This window comes from Simiaoa sunii, from assembly GCF_014337175.1.
Taxonomy (GTDB): domain Bacteria; phylum Bacillota; class Clostridia; order Lachnospirales; family Lachnospiraceae; genus Acetatifactor; species Acetatifactor intestinalis.
Genome location: NZ_CP060633.1, coordinates 1,292,182 through 1,309,353 on the forward strand (window position 1 = coordinate 1,292,182; position 17,172 = coordinate 1,309,353).

The window sequence follows — 17,172 nt, forward strand, 5'->3', positions numbered from 1 at the left end:
CAAACTAACCACACAACTATATACAGTGGTTAGACAAAACTAACGAAAAAGAAATGGCAAAAAAGCAAGAAAGTGAGAGATGTCCATGAAATACAAGATTGAGAAGAACACCGTACAGGAGACACTGATCATCCCGCTTTATTCCAGGAAGCTATGCTCGGAGTTGTATCCGAACCTATATCGGGACGAGATGGCGGTACACCTGATTGACCAGATCGACTATGACTTTTCACAGGTGGAGAAAAAATCCCACGGCCTGATGCAGCGTTTCGGTTCGCTGGAGGTTGCCATGCGGCAGAATGACCTTGCGTGGGAGGTACAAAATTACCTGGCAGACCATCCTGATGCAGCGGTGGTCAATTTGGGCTGTGGACTTGACGGTACCGGCAGAGCCTGTGACAATGGCAGCTGTAAAATTTACAATCTGGATTTCCCGGATGTTATCGCCGTACGCAATCAATTACTGCCCGCCGGAGACCGTGAGGAAAATATTCCCTGCAATTTGAATGATACGGAATGGTTTACCAAAATCGACCCGTCCGAAGGGGCGATTTTCTTTGCCTCCGGAGTATTCTATTATTTCCTGACGGAGCAAGTCAGGACGCTGGTACAGGCAATGGCTGACAGTTTTCCCGGTGGTATGCTGGTATTTGACGCGGCGAACCGGACAGCGGTTAAGATGATAGCAAAGACATGGCTAAAGAGCGCTAAAATTCAGGATGTGGGCGCGTATTTTGCGGTTTCGGATGCGAAAAGTGAGATTTCCCCGTGGGACAGCAGCTTGCAGGTTACAAGCCGTGGCTATATGCTGGGCTACAATGATCTTCGAGACCCTTCCGTCAGCGGATTATTCCGCTTCCTCGCCAGAACCGGCGACAGAATCATGAAGATGCAGATCGTAAGGATCTGTTTTGGTCAGAGGTGAACTGACAGGAATTAGAAAGAATCTCTTGACAAATACCCTGTGGGGGTATATCTTGTAGAAAAGGCAAGATACCCCTGTGGGGTATTTTGTATAACTGCAACAATTAGTCCTTCTACATACATTGAACGCTGTTATGTGATCGGAGGACAATAAAGAATATGTGGGCATTTAGAAAAAATAGCAGGAACCGGCTTCAGAATGGGAGAAAGTATGGCAGAACAAATAGAAGAACAAGTGGAAGAACAAATAAAAGAAAAAATAGAAGAGAAGGGCATGAAATGTTGCCATTGTCATCAGAAAGCGACACCTCGCTCTGAAACAGAAAGAAAACAATTACAGAACCGTCTAAGCCGCATGACGGGACAACTGAACGGTATCAGCCGGATGTTGGAAGAGAACCGATACTGCGGAGATATCCTGACGCAGATAGCTGCGGTGGAGAGCGCCCTTCAGGCTTTTGGCTATGCGATTCTGAAGGAGCATATGGAGACCTGCGTGGTGGAAGAGATCCGGAAGGGAAATACTGCTATCGTAGAGGAAGCAGTGGATCTGGTGAAAAAATTGAAATAAGTAGAGGCATGACTGCAGATAATACTGTAAATTCGTGCGGTAAGGCACTGAAAATAACGGAAACTTTGCAGGTTATGGAAAGGCAAGGCTATTTTTATGAAGGAAAGATATCATGTTACGGGAATGTCCTGCTCTGCATGCTCTTCGCATGTGGAAAAGGCAGTCAATAAACTGGAAAATGTGGAAAAAGCATCCGTGAATCTGTTGACAGAGACCATGGATGTGACCTATGACGAGACGAAGATCACTTCGACGGAAATCATTGATGCTGTGGTGAAAGCAGGCTACGGTGCTTCGGTAATGACCGAAGGCAGTGCGGCAGGTGCCGGCGGACGGAGCACTTCCGGGAATGCGGGAAGTACAGGAAGGTCCGCAGCCGACGGCAAGCAGGAATTGCAGCAGAAGCTGGATGCGGACGCAAGAGCCATGAAATGGCGGCTTGGAATCTCCATCGGATTCCTGATTCCGTTAATGTATGTGTCCATGCATCATATGTTCAAGGAATGGTTCGGGATTCCGGTCCCTGCATTTATCGTGAATACCCTGCACGGCAATGCCAATGCCATGAATTTCGCACTGACACAGTTTTTACTGTTGTTGCCGATTCTGTATGTGAACCGGAAGTTTTTCTCCGTAGGATTTAAAACCCTGGCGCACCGCAGTCCGAACATGGACAGCCTGATCGCCATGGGATCCGGCGCGGCGCTTGTGTACGGCATTTTCGCAATGTACCGGATCAGCTATGGATTAGGCTACGGCGACATGGCAGTAGTAGAACATTATTCCCACGATCTGTATTTTGAATCCTCCGGAACAATCCTGACCCTGATCACCGTGGGAAAATATCTGGAGAGCCGTTCCAAGGGCAAGACCAGTGAAGCTATTACCAAGCTGATGAATCTGGCTCCCAAGGTGGCGATCCTTGTAACTGAGGACGGACAGGAGAAGGAAGTACCTACGGAAAGCCTGCAAAAGGGTGATGTATTTCTGGTAAAGCCTGGAAGTCTGGTGCCGGTGGACGGCATCGTGCTGGAGGGTAACTCCAGCGTGGACGAAGCGGCTATCACCGGTGAGAGCGTCCCTGTGGAGAAGCAGGCGGGCGACCATGTGGTCTCCGCTACCGTGAACAAAGCGGGGTTCTTAAAATGCCGTGCGGATCGTGTCGGCGATGATACGACGCTGGCGCAGATCATCCGCCTGGTGGAGGAAGCCAGTGCCAGCAAGGCGCCAATCGCACAACTGGCAGATAAAGTGGCAGGAGTATTCGTACCTACTGTTATGGCGATTTCGCTGGTTACATTGATCGTGTGGCTGGCAAGTGGTGCGACCGCGGAGTTTGCGATTTCCACTGCAATTGCAGTACTGGTGATTTCCTGTCCCTGCGCGCTGGGACTGGCAACTCCGGTGGCAATCATGGTGGGAACTGGTGTCGGTGCGAGCAACGGTATCCTGATCAAGACCGGGGAAGCTTTACAGCAGGCTAAGGAGATCGACACCGTGGTACTGGACAAGACAGGAACCATCACAAGCGGTAAGCTAAAGGTAGAAGAAGCAGGCGGTTATCAGAGTGATTTCCCTGTGGATGCCATGATGCAGATCGCAGCGGCACTGGAGAAAAAAAGTGAGCATCCACTGGCAGAGGCGGTAGTGGAATATGCGGAAAGCTTCCGGCTGACAATTCCGGAGATCACTGATTTCCAGGCAACCTTCGGACGTGGTGTGGAAGGTGCGCTGGCACAGGATTTTGCTGCGCAGGAGTTCTTGAAAAAAGATGGACCGACTGCAGTGTTTTATGCAGGAAAATTTGATGAAAAAAATACGGGAAATTCTGTCGGAACAGAAAATGGCACAAAAGATGCCGCAACAATGACAAAAGAAAGTTCAGAGTCTGCGGAGCTGTCGCAGAGAAAAACTATTCTTCCGGCAGGTACAAAATTCTATGTGGGCAATCTTGCATTTCTGCAGGAGAAGAATATTATTTTGCCGGAGGGGGCGTTAGACGCCCTGAACCGGATGGCGGACGAAGGTATGACACCGCTTCTGGTAGCAATGGATGTAAACTTCCAGGAAGTAAACTTCCGGGAAGGAGGCTCTCAGGAAGCTTGCATCCAGAAAACTTGGCCCAAGGAAACAGGATTCCTTGGAATCATCGGTGTAGCGGATACGGTCAAAGCTACTTCCTATGAAGCAATTCAGGCATGGGAGAAGATGGGTGTGAAAGTCATCATGCTGACCGGTGATAACAGACGAACCGCAGAAGCGGTACGGGAAAAACTCGGAATCTCCGAAGTCGTGGCGGAAGTGCTGCCGCAGGATAAGGAGGAGAAGGTCAGTGAGTTAAAGCGTCAGGGACACAAGGTGGCAATGATCGGTGACGGTATCAACGATGCTCCCGCACTGGCGGCAGCAGATGTGGGTATGGCCATTGGCGCAGGTACCGATGTCGCCATGGAGAGTGCCGACATTATCCTGATGAAAAACGATCTTCGGGATGCGGTGACTGCCATGAAGCTGAGCCGTGCCGTGATCCGCAATATTAAGGAAAACCTGTTCTGGGCATTTTTCTACAACTGCATCGGCATCCCTCTGGCAGCCGGTGTGTTGTATCCGGCGTTCCAGATCCGGCTGAATCCCATGTTCGGCGCGGCAGCCATGAGTTTAAGCAGTATCTTTGTCGTGGGAAATGCCCTGCGGCTGAGAGGCTTTAAGAGCGGATTCACCCCGCTGAAAAAAGGAGTACCGGAAGTAACCCGTAAGGAAATCGAGATAACGCATGCAGCTGCGGAGGGAGAACAGTGCATACTGAAGACCCCCGCAGAGCAAAATAACAGACAAGATGTAAAGCAGGAGAAAGAGAGGACAAACACAATGACAAAAGTAATCAGTATCGAAGGAATGATGTGCAACCACTGCACCGGAACCGTACAGAAGGCACTGGAGGCAGTAGAAGGCGTGAAAGCCGTTACCATGAGCCTGGAGCAGAAAAACGCTACCGTGGAACTGGCATCCGATGTGGCAGATGATGTACTGGCTAAGGCTGTGACCGATGCCGGATATGAAGTGAAGGGCGTTACTGCAAAATAAGGCTGCCCTTTGTTGTCGGATAGGAATAGCAAATGATGAAAAAATGGCGCCGCCACCGTGTTGCGGTCTGCTTTATGAGCAGACGGAATGCGGTGACAGCGCCATTTGGGTCTATAGCGAAAAAAGTGCTTTCCAGATACTTTTTTTATGTAGATATCATAGATTTTTGTGCGCGGTGGGTCTATACAGAAAAAATATCATTTTAGATACTCATATCATGAAAAATGAGTATCTGGAGAGCAAATTTTTTTCTATAGACCCAAAGTGAATCTTCTGGAGTGATATTATGGCAGAAAAGGGGATCAGAAAACAAGATTTTTCTGCATAGACCCATGACTGATATCTCTTTATAATCATGCACGTCTGTTGTGAAATAGCGTAAGTGAAAGTGTATCAATCAATCGTATCATGGAAAATGCAAAGGGGAAATTATGCATTTTCGAAAGATTCTATATAAAGTTTATACTTTCTTAATTGATTTTCTTACACTATGTGTTATATTAACTATAGAACAGATGAAACAAGAGAGATTTTGAGATTGTGGCATCTGTCTGACGAAGGCGCGGACAAAGGAATTGGAACAAAACAATTCAAACAAATCAGTTCATTGTCTAAGAAATTAATGTGAAAAACAAAATTGTAATACCTTAGTGAGGAGGCGAACGATTATGAATATTGATAAATTTACACAGAAATCCATAGAAGCCGTCAACGGCTGTGAAAAGCTCGCCATGGAATATGGCAACCAGGAGATCGAGCAGGAGCATCTGCTGTACAGTCTGCTGACGTTGGATGACAGCCTGATCTTAAAGCTTGTGGAAAAGATGGAGATCCAAAAGGATCACTTTGTAAACCGTGCAAAACAGGCTCTGGAGAAAAGAGTAAAGGTGCAGGGCGGTCAGCCTTATGTTGGTCAGTATCTGAACAAGGTACTGGTCAGCGCATCAGATGAGGCAAAACAGATGGGAGATGAATATGTCTCCGTTGAGCATCTGTTCCTTGCTATGATCAGGAATCCCAACAAGGAGATCGCCGAGATCTGGAAGGAATACGGCATCACAAGAGAGCGTTTTTTACAGGCTCTGTCTACCGTAAGAGGCAACCAGAGAGTTACCAGTGACAATCCGGAGGCTACTTACGATACTTTGGAAAAATACGGTCAGGATCTGGTGGAGAAAGCGAGAAACCAGAAGCTGGATCCTGTCATCGGACGAGACAGTGAGATCCGTAACGTGGTACGTATCCTGTCCCGTAAAACGAAGAACAACCCTGTACTTATCGGTGAACCCGGTGTCGGTAAGACTGCCGTGGTGGAAGGGCTGGCACAACGTATTGTAAAAGGTGATGTACCGCAGGGATTGAAGGATAAGAAGATTTTCGCACTGGATATGGGTGCACTGGTAGCCGGCGCAAAATACAGAGGTGAATTTGAGGAACGTCTGAAAGCCGTACTGGATGATGTGAAGAACAGCGACGGACAGATCATTCTGTTCATTGATGAGCTGCATACCATTGTTGGTGCCGGTAAGACAGATGGCGCTCTGGATGCAGGCAATATGTTAAAACCTATGCTGGCCCGTGGTGAACTGCACTGTATCGGTGCTACCACACTGGATGAATACAGACAGTATATTGAAAAAGATGCCGCTTTGGAACGGCGTTTCCAGCCGGTTATGGTAGAAGAACCCACCGTGGAGGACACGATTTCTATCCTGCGTGGACTGAAGGATCGTTACGAAGTATATCATGGTGTTAAAATCATGGATAATGCGCTGGTAAGTGCAGCCGTACTTTCCAACCGTTATATCACCGACAGATTCCTGCCGGATAAGGCGATCGACCTGGTGGATGAAGCCTGCGCCCTGATCAAGACCGAGATGGACAGTATGCCTACGGAGCTGGATGAACTGCAACGTAAGGTGACACAGCTGGAGATCGAGGAGACTGCTCTGAAAAAAGAGGATGACCGGATCAGTAAGGAACGTCTGGCTGATCTGCAGAAGGAACTGGCAGAGTTAAAGGATCAGTTCAATACGAGAAAAGCACAGTGGGATAACGAGAAGGCATCCGTAGATAAGCTTTCCAAGCTGCGTGAAGACAGAGACCGTATCAACAATGAGATCCAGATCGCAGAGCGGGAAGGAGACTATGAGAAAGCGGGCAGATTAAAATACAGCGAACTTCCTGCACTGGAGAAACAGCTGGAGCAGGAGGAAAATAAGGTCGGCGAATCAGATATGTCTCTGGTGCATGAAAAGGTATCGGAGGAAGAGATCGCAAGGATCATTTCCCGCTGGACCGGTATCCCGGTAGCCAAACTGACCGAGAGTGAGCGTAACAAGACCCTTCACCTCGACGAAGAATTGCACAAACGTGTAGTTGGACAGGACGAAGGCGTGACTAAGGTAACTGAAGCCATCATCCGTTCCAAAGCCGGTATCAAGGATCCCAGCAAGCCCATAGGTTCCTTCCTGTTCTTGGGACCTACCGGTGTAGGTAAGACGGAGCTGGCGAAGAGCCTGGCAGCAGCACTGTTTGACGACGAGAACAACATGGTCCGTATCGATATGAGTGAATACATGGAGAAATATTCTGTCTCCCGTCTGATCGGTGCGCCTCCCGGATATGTAGGATACGAAGAGGGTGGTCAGCTGACCGAAGCTGTCCGGAGAAAACCTTACAGCGTGGTATTGTTTGATGAGATTGAAAAGGCACATCCGGATGTATTCAATGTACTGTTACAGGTACTGGATGATGGTCGTATCACCGATTCTCAGGGTCGTACTGTAGACTTCAAGAATACCATACTGATCATGACATCCAACATCGGCGCAAGCTATCTGTTGGACGGTATCAACGAAGACGGAACCATCAAGCCGGAGGCAGAGGCAGCAGTCATGAACGATCTGCGTGCTCATTTCCGTCCGGAATTTCTGAACCGTCTGGATGAGACGATCCTGTTCAAGCCTCTGACCAAAGATAATATCGGCGGTATCATTCATCTGATCATTGCCGATCTGAACAAGCGTCTGGAGGATAAGCAGTTGACGATCCGTTTGTCGGACGAGGCTATGCAGTACATTGTGGATAACGCGTATGATCCGGTCTATGGTGCACGACCTCTGAAACGTTATATTCAGAAGTATGTGGAGACCCTGGCTGCCAAGATGATCCTGGCAGATCAGGTGGAGGAGGGCGATACCATCGTCATTACCGTAGAGGACGATAAGCTTTCCGCCAAATGTGAGAAAGGCTCTAAAAATAAATAAACAGTAATACGAAAAGCGAAAGTGGCAGACTTGTCATTTTCGCTTTTTTCGTTTAAGATGTATAGTAATAATATTTTAAAAGCGAGGTTTTTTTATGATACCACAGGATCCGGCCATGTTATTAAGCTTTATCAATCTGAAACTCCGTGACTACTACGGAAGCCTGGAGCAGCTCTGCGATGATCTGGATGTGAAGGAACAGGAGATCAGGGATAAGCTGGCATCCATCGATTATCATTACAATGAAGAGAGGAATCAGTTTGTATAATACAACCAGCAGTCTTACAGGGAAAAAGGGAACCAGATGTCTGATCTGCACCGGCTGCGGCAGATGTCCCGGAGTGATCCGGGGGATGCAGGTGGTGACGGAAAAGCTGGAGCTTCCTCCGTTATCTTTACAGAATCCGGAAGGTATCCGGCTGATGACAGTGGATATCGGAACGACTACCATTGCTATGCAGCTCTATGATGCAGACGGTAAAGTAGTGGACAGTTTTCCGAGTGTGAATCCACAGGTAAGCTATGGTGCCGATGTACTCTCACGGATAGAGGCGGCAAGGGATCCGGGGAAAGCAGCGGATATGCAGAAAAAAGTCCTGGGCCTCATTGAAAAGGGAGTGCAGCGGTTTTCCAAAAAAATACAGGAGAAGGAGTCTATACAGATGGTCATTGCGGCGAATACCACTATGACCTATCTGCTGATGGGCTGGGATCCGGCAGAGCTGGGCAGGGCACCTTTTCAGGTAAGTCATTGCGGAGCTGTGGACACGCAGATCGCAGGCATTTCCTGTCATATCATTCCCGGATTGTCTGCTTTTGTCGGCGGGGACATCACAGCAGGAATACTGGCCTGTCAAATGTTGGAGCAGAAGGAGCCCATGCTGCTCATCGATCTGGGTACCAACGGTGAGATGGCGCTGGGGAACAGACAGAAGCTGTATGCCTGTGCCACGGCGGCCGGACCTGCCTTCGAGGGCGGGGCAAACCGTGGTATCTGGGGCGCGGATATGGTGAATTTGTTACAAAAGCTTTTGGAAGAGGGATTGATGGATCGGCAGGGACTGTTAAAGGAACCCTATTTTACGAAGGGGATCCGTATCGGAGATGTACTTGTCACGAAAGAAGCCGTGCGTGCGGTACAACTGGCGAAGGGAGCCATTGCCGCAGGCATAGAGATCCTGACGGAAAGCTATGGAATCAGACTTTCGGATATTTCCAAGGTAGTGCTGGCAGGAGGCTTTGGCTATTACCTGGATCCGAAGGCAGCTGCAGCCATCGGACTGCTTCCGAAGGAACTTACAGATCGTACCGTGACCGGCGGCAACACGGCACTTAGTGGTGCTGCACTGGTGGGAAACAGGATGCTGACCGGACAGCTGCGAGCATGGGATGATCTGCACCGGCGGCAGGAATTACAGATTCAGATATTGAATCTGGCGGAGCAGGTAAAATTCACAGAAACATTCTTGAAAAAGATGGATTTTTGTTAAAATTGCGCAAAAAAGTATAACAAAACGCATAAAATGTTGTTTCATTATAGAAAAAATCATGGTATACTTCTTAATATGATTACAGGTACCGGAGGATATTGTATGAGTACGAATGTTGAGAAAACAAAAAAATCTCTTTTTGCGGGGAAAAAAGAGAAAGCTTCTCAAAAGAAGCCAAAACCTGAGAAAAAAGTGACAAAAATACCGAAAGAGAAGGCTGTAAAGACAAAGACACCGAAGAAGACATCCGGCAGGAGCGGGAAAAGCTCCAAACTGTTCAGTATACGCAATAAGATCGTAGTATGTTTCCTGGTGCCGATCGTGTTCATGATCATTATCGGCATTTCGGCATACCAGAAGTCTGCGGAAGGCTTAAGTGAGAAATATACAGATTCCACGTTACAGACTGTGCGCATGACAACGGAATATCTGGAGATGACTTGTGATTTTATCCGTTCCGAGGGCTTAAAGTATGCGTATGACGATGATCTTCGGAAATATTTCCTGGGAATGTTCGAGGATAATCCGGTAGACAAGCTGAACTTCCTGACAGCTACGAAGTCGAATCTTTTATCGGTGCAGACGTCGAATCCGTTCATCAGTCATATGCACATTATTCCCAAGGAAGGTGTGGGACTTTTGTCTACCAAGCTTTCTTCCGGTGTGGATGGATTCTTGGATGAATATAAAGAGTCGGTAGCTTCCGGCGAAGGCAGAAGAAGCATCCCGCAGTGGATCGACAGTCATCCGGTGCTGGATGAAAAGGTAAAAGAGACACAGCAGGACTACATATTGTCTTTCCAGATGATGAGCCAGTCTAACAATGCCTGCGTTGTTATTGATATGAAGCCTTTGGCTATTACAAACTTTTTGAAGGAGATTGATATCGGTGATGACAGTATCATCGGATTTATCACTCCGGGTGGAAGAGAACTGGTAGTGGAGCAGCTGGAAGACGGTGAAGAGAGTACTCTGGCTGAGGATGAGAATGTGTTCGTTGATCAGGAATTTTATAATGAGGTAATGGAGCAGGCAGTATCGGATTCCGGCACTGCGGAAGTGGAGTTCCGTGGAGAAAAATACCTCTTTATCTATAGCCGCAGTGCGGAAGTGGACTTTACCACCTGTGCACTGGTGCCTATGCGCGTGGTGACCAGCCAGGCTATGGAGATCCGTAATATGACCATTGGACTGGTGCTCCTGGCATGTGTGATCGTTGTGATCGTGGGTATCTTTATTACTGCCGGTATTGAGAACAACATGAAACGCATCTCCAGAAAGTTCGGTGATGTTGCACAGGGCGATCTGACCGTGACGGTATCTGCCAAGGGCCACGATGAGTTCCAGGATCTGGCAGGATCTGCGACCAATATGATCACGAATACCAAGAAGCTGGTAAATCAGGTAAGCAATGCCACCGGAGAACTGGAAGTATCCGCACAGAATGTAGGACAGGCTTCCGAATTGATCCATGAGTATTCCCAGGATATTACCAGAGCCATTGGAGAGATCAACGAAGGCATGGAAGAACAGTCCAGACATGCACAGGAATGTGTGGAGAAGACAGATGTCCTCTCCAATGAAATGCAGGAAGTAAGCCGCGTGGTAGAACGTGTTGAGAAACTGGTGGATGAGACCGAGGGTATGATCAACAAAGGAATGGAGATCGTACAGGTACTGGGTGACAGAGCCGGTGAGACGACCAAGATGACTGCAAAGGTAAGTGACAGTATCGAATCTCTTCGTAAGGAATCCGCGATCATCAACAGCTTTGTCGGTACGATCACGGAGATCACGGAGCAGACCAATCTGCTGTCCCTGAATGCTTCCATTGAGGCAGCCAGAGCGGGAGAGGCCGGAAGAGGTTTCGCTGTGGTAGCGGAAGAGATCCGCAAGCTGGCAGATGATTCCGCCAAGGCGGCCGGTGAGATCAGCAATAATGTTGCGAACATTACTGCACAGACGCAGAACAGTGTAGACAACGCAAGCCAGGCACAGGCGATGGTAGAGCTTCAGACCAAGGCAGTGGACGAGGTAATTGCAGTATTCCGTGAGATGCAGGCTCGCATGGGGCAGCTGATCGAGGGATTGAAGGATATTGCAGCAAGTACAGAAAAGGCTGATGGCGAACGTAGTGCAGCGGTAGCAGCAGTGAAGAATATTTCGGATATCATCGAAGAGACTGCGGGAAGTGCCGAGACTGTTAATGATGTGGCTAATAAGTTGCTTGAGCATGTAGAGAAGCTGAGCAATACGGCAAGTGTACTGGATGAGAATATGGAAGGTCTCAAGAACGAGATTTCTGTATTCAAGATTTGATGACAGACATAGAACAGAAAGGAACTTTGGAGTTTTGTGCTCCGAAGTTCCTTTTTTGCTGCGAGGAATTGCCGTTTGTCCGGATGCATATATTTTCTGTGAAAGCAGTAAACGGATGGATGAAAATGAAAAAAACGCTGGTGGGAATTCTGGTCTTTGATATGATCATGGGAATGTTATGCCTGTGGGCCGGAGGAAAACGTCAGGATACTACAGCACCTGCTTCGCAGGAAGTATCGACCGGGAAGATTGCCGGAGAGGAAGATGTGGCGAAAAAGATTGCGCTGACGTTTGATGACGGTCCGCATCCGAGGTATACAGAACAGCTTTTGGATGGTTTAAAAGAACGAAATGTGGTGGCAACTTTTTTTGTGACCGGGGAGAATGCACAGAATTATCCCAATATTATCCGGAGAGAACAGGAGGAAGGACATCTGATCGGAAACCATACGTACAGTCATATCCAACTCACCTCCGGGAACAGGGAAACATTCCGGGAGGAACTGGTAAAGACCAATGAGATCCTGGAAAATATTACCGGGGAAAAGGTGAGCTTCGTTCGTCCGCCCTATGGAAGCTGGGACAAAAGTTTTGAAAAAGAATTAAATATGTTCCCGGTGCTGTGGAATATTGATCCACTGGACTGGTGCTCCCACAATGCAGAGTGTATTGCGGCAAAAGTGGTGGAAAAGGCTGGAGACGGTGATATTATTTTAATGCACGATTATTATGATACCTCTGTGACTGCCGCACTGGAAGTGGTGGATGTTTTGCAGAAACGTGGATTCCAATTCGTAACAGTGGAAGAAATATTGTTTGACTGAAAGCTTCCAGTGTGCGTATAATTGTCATGGTATTACAGATGAGTTTGGAAACTGAGAAAGAAAACCTATGATAAAAATAGCATTTTGTGATGATGATCTGTCGGTACTGAGAGAACTTGGTGCGCTGATGGACAAGTATCGGGTAGAACGGAATCAGAATATTGTATATGCCTCATTTAATAGTCCCCTGGAGCTGCTGGCGGAAGTGGAGAGAGGAACGAGGCTGGATATTATTTTTCTGGATGTGCTGATGCCTGCACAGAACGGTATCAGCACGGCCAGAGAAATCCGGCAGTATGATACTTCGGTAAAGATTATCTATCTGACATCTTCGGCAGAGTATGCTGTGGATTCTTATTCGGTAGGCGCTTATTTTTACCAGTTGAAGCCTATCTGGCAGGAAAGTTTTTACCGCTTGATGGATTCTGTACTTTCGGAATGCCATAAAGATAAGGAAAACAGCTTGATCCTGCGCAGCAGAACCGGAATCACCAGACTGGATCTTGACCGGTTGCAATATTGTGAGGTGATGGGACGGACACTTTTGTTCCACCGCAAGGACGGAGAAGTACTGGACAGTATCGGCAGATTGGATGATCTGTGCGAACAGTTGAAGGATTACGAACAATTTGTACGCTGCCACAGGTCCTATCTCATCAATATGGATTATGTGCAGAATATTTCCAGTAAGACCATCACCATGACAGATGGCATACAGATTCCGATTCCTCATGGAAAATATTCGGAATTAAAAGATAAATTTTTTGATTATTTCTTTCGTAAAAACCAAACATTTTTAGCATAGAATTACCCTGCAAGGCGACCGGAGAATATTTCTCCGGTCGTTTCATTACATATTTGGGTCGATTGGTGTCATGAAGAGTCTGAAACGGGTAAAATACGGTACAATATGTTCAGACAACAGAAAAATGTTGTAAGAAGGAGGAAATATATTATGAAGAACAAAACTTTTGCATGTGTGATGGGACTGGTACTGGCATTGTCTCTGACAGCCTGCGGTGAGGAAGAAGTAATTGTGGAGAACACCAACGAAGAAGTGTCTGTAGAAGTACAGACCCAGGAAGCAACAGAAGCTCCCACAGAGACTGTAGCAGAGACTGTAGCAGAGACAGGTACAGAAGCAGAGGGCGGTCCCCTGTTACAGGTGGCAGTTATGGAGATCCCGGATCTGAGTGGTACAGAATGGAACTTTGCCGGAGGTATGATCGATGGTGTTGAGATGGAAGAAGAGGATCTGAACGCAACACTGGAGACTTATGGCGGTACCTTACAGCTTGTATTTGGTGAAGACGGTGCAGTTACCATGGTACAGGGCGGCGGAAATGCAGAAGGTACTTATGAGTATTCCGATGACAACACAGCTATCAAGATGACACTTGATTTTGGTGGAACAGAGGTTACCTATGCCGGATTTTTGTCTGAGGTGGGAGATACTGTAACACTGATCGCTATGTCTGATATGAATGGTTATGACGGACTTTATTTTGTACAGTAAGGTACAATAAGAAATTTTGAGAGCATAGAAGGAATGAAAAGGGGAGGGGAGAAGCAACGATGGAGATTATAATTATCGTATTGCTGCTTGCCTCCCTTTTTGGTGTCTGGCTTGTATCGGTACGGCGTAAGCTGGAGCTACAGGAAGAAAATATTCAGAATGCCATGCATCAGACTCTGGTACAGCTTTCTGCAGAACGGGAATCTTTGGAAAGACTGGCGGAGCTTCTCGGACATACCATGGATGCAGAGACTTTTAGAAAAATGAAACTTTCTTTGGAGAGTGCACAGAATGTCGAAATGACCGGGATGCCGGAGTGGATAGCAGAACAACAGAGAGAATTATTAAGAGTACAGAAAAATATTGCAGAGATCTCGGAAACCATGCCTCTTTTGCAGGCACAGGAGACTTATCAGAAATACTGGAAAGCAACAAAAAGTTATGAACATATGGTGAAGACCAGTGAACTGATCTATAACGATTCTGTGGAAAACTATAATTGTATGCTTCACAGAATACCGGATCGTATCGCAGCGGGAATCTGCGGATATCACCGTAAAAAATTAATCGAGATCATGTGATCCATATACATTCTTAAGGAGGGTAAAACGATGGGATTATTTACAAACAACAAAAAGTTATGTCCGATCTGCGGAAGTCCGACACCGAGACTGCTGGCTTCAGCGGTGGAGGGGCAGAATCTCTGTAAGGAGTGTGCAGCCAAGATCGATCTGCCGGATGGTGTGTTCAATTCCATGACACTGGATGATTTCCGGGAATATATCAAGTGTTATGATGCCAACAAGCCGCTGCGTGACAGCTTTACAGAGACTTACCGTTATGATTTCGGATTTTTCAAGGGAAGCCTGGTACTGGATATGGATCACCAGCTACTGCGACTGGGAGTTGTTGACGGAGCATTTGCCATGGAACCCTCTGACATTAAGTCCTTCCGTATTCTGGAGGATGGAGAGGTACTGTACGAAGGAGAAAAGGGGAACTTCCGGAGCTACAAGAGCAATATTAAGGAGCGTTTAGATGAGTTAAAGCCCAGGATCGATGAATACAGAATGCTGCGGCATCAGTATGAGATGATGGAAGAAATGCGTCGTAACATGGAGGACAGCAGAAGAGACGATAACTTCAGAAGAGACGATCCGGATTACAGAGACCGTATGACCGAGCCGGATTTCAATATTCCGAATCCGGTAGAGAAATTCGCTGTGGAGATCACGTTGGAGCACTCTTACTGGAAGAGCTTTTATAAGGAGACGGGAGCACCAAAGTTTAATTCCAATCAGCCCAGCACCATCGATTATCTGGATGATTATACCCAGAAGACGGAGGGACTGCATGCACTGGCACAGAACCTGATGCAGATCATTGATCCCCAGGTACAGGAACAGGTAATAGATCCCCACGCCTCAACCCAGAGTACGCAGAGTGCACCGCAGGCAGCCCCGGTACAGGCAGAGGATCCCACCGTGGCACTGCCTAAATATAAGGCACTGCTGGATGCAGGGGTTATCACGGAAGAAGAATTCGCAGCGAAGAAGAAACAGCTGCTGGGACTGTAAACAGAGGTTACGATCAGAAAGGAGAAAAAGAATGAACAAGATATTACGGAGAATTGGACTGTTGGCAGCGGCGGTGATGCTGCTGTGGGGCTGGCAGGGGATGGAAGCAAAAGCGGCGGATCCGAGGTTTGAAGTTAAATATGAGAATCCAGATGACAAGCAATATATTATTAACGACGGAAAATTAGAAGTATTCAAAGGTGATAATGGATACTATTTTAACTTATGTCTGAAGACAGGATATATTTTTAAAAAGGAACCTACAGTTGGGATTACGAACCAAGGGCCGGCTACTTTTATTAAAGGGAAACTGGCAGATAATAAAAAGGATTGTAGATATGACATTGAATCTAGTGCAATTATTAACGATACAGACAATGTGTTAACAATAAAAGACATTAGCAGCTACATTATCACGGAAATCTCAGTAGTAGATATAGAGGTTATTCCCCCGACAGCCGGACAAGAGCTTCCTTCTGAATGGAAGATTACTACAAAAGGGGTTGAGGTTGAGGGAACATTAACATGGCAAAAAGTCGGTTATGACGAAGTAGTAACCGGTAGTGCAGACCCGAATACAGGTTATCATGCATGGATAACGTTATCCACGAAAGAGAATTATATACTTGATAGCAATCCTACTGTTAATCCATCGAATTATTTTCAAAATGCGACTGTAACAAAGGATAACAAAAAAATTAAATGCCTGTATTCCTTTACGACCGGTGACGCACAGCCATCCAATCCCGGCAACACCAATACTGAAATAACATGGGAAAAGTGGAATGACTGGACGATCAATAGAGATAAATTGGAAAATGGTCATATAGCTAAGGGATATGGTCTGAGCGGAAGTGCTGCGGAGTCCCATGATGCGCACCTTTTCCTTTATGTAGAACCGAAGGATGGATATTATTTTACAGAAGAACCGAAGGTCAGCTGGAACGATACGCTGTTAGTACCATTACCTAAGGACAGCTCTACATTGTATGGATATAAATATCAGTTAGATGATAACGGCTCAGGAACCATTGTTGTAGAGGGAAAAGCTGTGAAGAAGGACACTGCTGAGCCTCAGACAAATGAACCTCAGGCAAATACGTCTCAGTCAAGTAACGATACTTACAAGATCATCAATGGCGCCAAGAGCACATGGAACGGCAGCACCACCGAAGGTCTGACCATCCGCGGCGATGGTGATTTTGCTAAATTCGCCGGTGTCCGTGTAGACGGCAACTGGATCCCCAGTGCCCACTACGAGGCAAAATCAGGCTCCACTATCGTGACCCTGAAGCCTTCCTACCTGGCATCCCTGGCAGAAGGAGAGCATACCGTGGACATCATGTGGATCGATGATTCCGCCAGCACCACCTTTACCGTAGCAGCGAATACCGCAGCTGCACAGCCGGAGCTGGACAGCGTGCCTAAGACCGGTGAAGGTGTGATGGGATGGATGCCTGAGATACTGCTGCTTGCAGCTGCAGGTCTGGTGACATTCGGAGGAATTCTCCGCAGACGTAGTAAAATTCATCTTTAAAGGGAAACGCCACATAAAAATTGTGTAAAAAGTAGATATATTTTAAATTGACGAGCACATG

13 protein-coding genes are annotated in these 17,172 nt (G+C 47.1%); all 13 read left to right on the top strand.

The annotated features are described in order from the left end of the window. Positions 1–85: 85 nt before the first annotated feature. The 13 genes from H9Q77_RS06060 (at position 86) to H9Q77_RS06120 (ending at position 17,111) form a co-directional block, all read left to right on the top strand. Entirely contained in the window at positions 86–925 is an 840-nt protein-coding gene (locus tag H9Q77_RS06060) for a class I SAM-dependent methyltransferase (RefSeq protein WP_249326846.1), read from the top strand. Between the two features lie 210 nt (positions 926–1,135). Continuing rightward, entirely contained in the window at positions 1,136–1,495 is a 360-nt protein-coding gene (locus H9Q77_RS06065; RefSeq protein WP_249326847.1) for a metal-sensing transcriptional repressor, read from the top strand. A 96-nt stretch (positions 1,496–1,591) separates the two neighbouring features. After that, complete coding sequence (locus H9Q77_RS06070) at positions 1,592–4,579, top strand: heavy metal translocating P-type ATPase (protein WP_249326848.1); 2,988 nt, start codon at positions 1,592–1,594, stop codon at positions 4,577–4,579. A gap of 668 nt (positions 4,580–5,247) precedes the next feature. After that, positions 5,248–7,848, top strand: a complete 2,601-nt coding sequence (clpB, locus tag H9Q77_RS06075) for an ATP-dependent chaperone ClpB (protein WP_249326850.1) — start codon at positions 5,248–5,250, stop codon at positions 7,846–7,848. A gap of 94 nt (positions 7,849–7,942) precedes the next feature. Continuing rightward, a complete protein-coding gene (locus tag H9Q77_RS06080) occupies positions 7,943–8,116 on the top strand; it encodes a DUF4250 domain-containing protein (protein WP_249326851.1) in 174 nt (57 codons plus the stop codon). Next, positions 8,109–9,338 (top strand): ASKHA domain-containing protein, encoded by a 1,230-nt coding sequence (locus H9Q77_RS06085; protein WP_249326852.1) that lies wholly within the window; start codon positions 8,109–8,111, stop codon positions 9,336–9,338. Before H9Q77_RS06080 ends, H9Q77_RS06085 begins: the two co-directional genes overlap by 8 nt. A 102-nt stretch (positions 9,339–9,440) precedes the next feature. Beyond that, complete coding sequence (locus H9Q77_RS06090) at positions 9,441–11,657, top strand: methyl-accepting chemotaxis protein (protein WP_249326854.1); 2,217 nt, start codon at positions 9,441–9,443, stop codon at positions 11,655–11,657. A gap of 119 nt (positions 11,658–11,776) precedes the next feature. After that, a complete protein-coding gene (locus H9Q77_RS06095) occupies positions 11,777–12,481 on the top strand; it encodes a polysaccharide deacetylase family protein (protein WP_249326855.1) in 705 nt (234 codons plus the stop codon). Between the two features lie 67 nt (positions 12,482–12,548). After that, positions 12,549–13,286: a LytR/AlgR family response regulator transcription factor gene (locus H9Q77_RS06100; protein ID WP_249326857.1), complete on the top strand. Its 738-nt coding sequence runs from the start codon at positions 12,549–12,551 to the stop codon at positions 13,284–13,286. 150 nt (positions 13,287–13,436) lie between these two features. Next, positions 13,437–13,997, top strand: coding sequence for a DUF4923 family protein (locus tag H9Q77_RS06105; RefSeq protein WP_249326859.1), 561 nt, complete (start codon positions 13,437–13,439; stop codon positions 13,995–13,997). A gap of 59 nt (positions 13,998–14,056) precedes the next feature. Next, complete coding sequence (locus H9Q77_RS06110; protein ID WP_118550821.1) at positions 14,057–14,578, top strand: LemA family protein; 522 nt, start codon at positions 14,057–14,059, stop codon at positions 14,576–14,578. A 30-nt stretch (positions 14,579–14,608) separates the two neighbouring features. After that, positions 14,609–15,574, top strand: a complete 966-nt coding sequence (locus H9Q77_RS06115; protein WP_249326860.1) for an SHOCT domain-containing protein — start codon at positions 14,609–14,611, stop codon at positions 15,572–15,574. A 31-nt stretch (positions 15,575–15,605) separates the two neighbouring features. Then, entirely contained in the window at positions 15,606–17,111 is a 1,506-nt protein-coding gene (locus H9Q77_RS06120) for a hypothetical protein (protein ID WP_118550822.1), read from the top strand. Positions 17,112–17,172 lie beyond the last annotated feature (61 nt).

What these genes read in the sequence shown, in the direction of transcription:
- H9Q77_RS06105 (WP_249326859.1), top strand. Translation starts at nt 13,437, where the DNA reads ATGAAGAACAAAACTTTTGCATGTGTGATGGGACTGGTACTGGCATTG.
- H9Q77_RS06100 (WP_249326857.1), top strand. Translation starts at nt 12,549, where the DNA reads ATGATAAAAATAGCATTTTGTGATGATGATCTGTCGGTACTGAGAGAA.
- H9Q77_RS06115 (WP_249326860.1), top strand. Translation starts at nt 14,609, where the DNA reads ATGGGATTATTTACAAACAACAAAAAGTTATGTCCGATCTGCGGAAGT.
- clpB (WP_249326850.1), top strand. Translation starts at nt 5,248, where the DNA reads ATGAATATTGATAAATTTACACAGAAATCCATAGAAGCCGTCAACGGC.
- H9Q77_RS06090 (WP_249326854.1), top strand. Translation starts at nt 9,441, where the DNA reads ATGAGTACGAATGTTGAGAAAACAAAAAAATCTCTTTTTGCGGGGAAA.
- H9Q77_RS06095 (WP_249326855.1), top strand. Translation starts at nt 11,777, where the DNA reads ATGAAAATGAAAAAAACGCTGGTGGGAATTCTGGTCTTTGATATGATC.
- H9Q77_RS06110 (WP_118550821.1), top strand. Translation starts at nt 14,057, where the DNA reads ATGGAGATTATAATTATCGTATTGCTGCTTGCCTCCCTTTTTGGTGTC.
- H9Q77_RS06120 (WP_118550822.1), top strand. Translation starts at nt 15,606, where the DNA reads ATGAACAAGATATTACGGAGAATTGGACTGTTGGCAGCGGCGGTGATG.
- H9Q77_RS06060 (WP_249326846.1), top strand. Translation starts at nt 86, where the DNA reads ATGAAATACAAGATTGAGAAGAACACCGTACAGGAGACACTGATCATC.
- H9Q77_RS06070 (WP_249326848.1), top strand. Translation starts at nt 1,592, where the DNA reads ATGAAGGAAAGATATCATGTTACGGGAATGTCCTGCTCTGCATGCTCT.
- H9Q77_RS06080 (WP_249326851.1), top strand. Translation starts at nt 7,943, where the DNA reads ATGATACCACAGGATCCGGCCATGTTATTAAGCTTTATCAATCTGAAA.
- H9Q77_RS06065 (WP_249326847.1), top strand. Translation starts at nt 1,136, where the DNA reads ATGGCAGAACAAATAGAAGAACAAGTGGAAGAACAAATAAAAGAAAAA.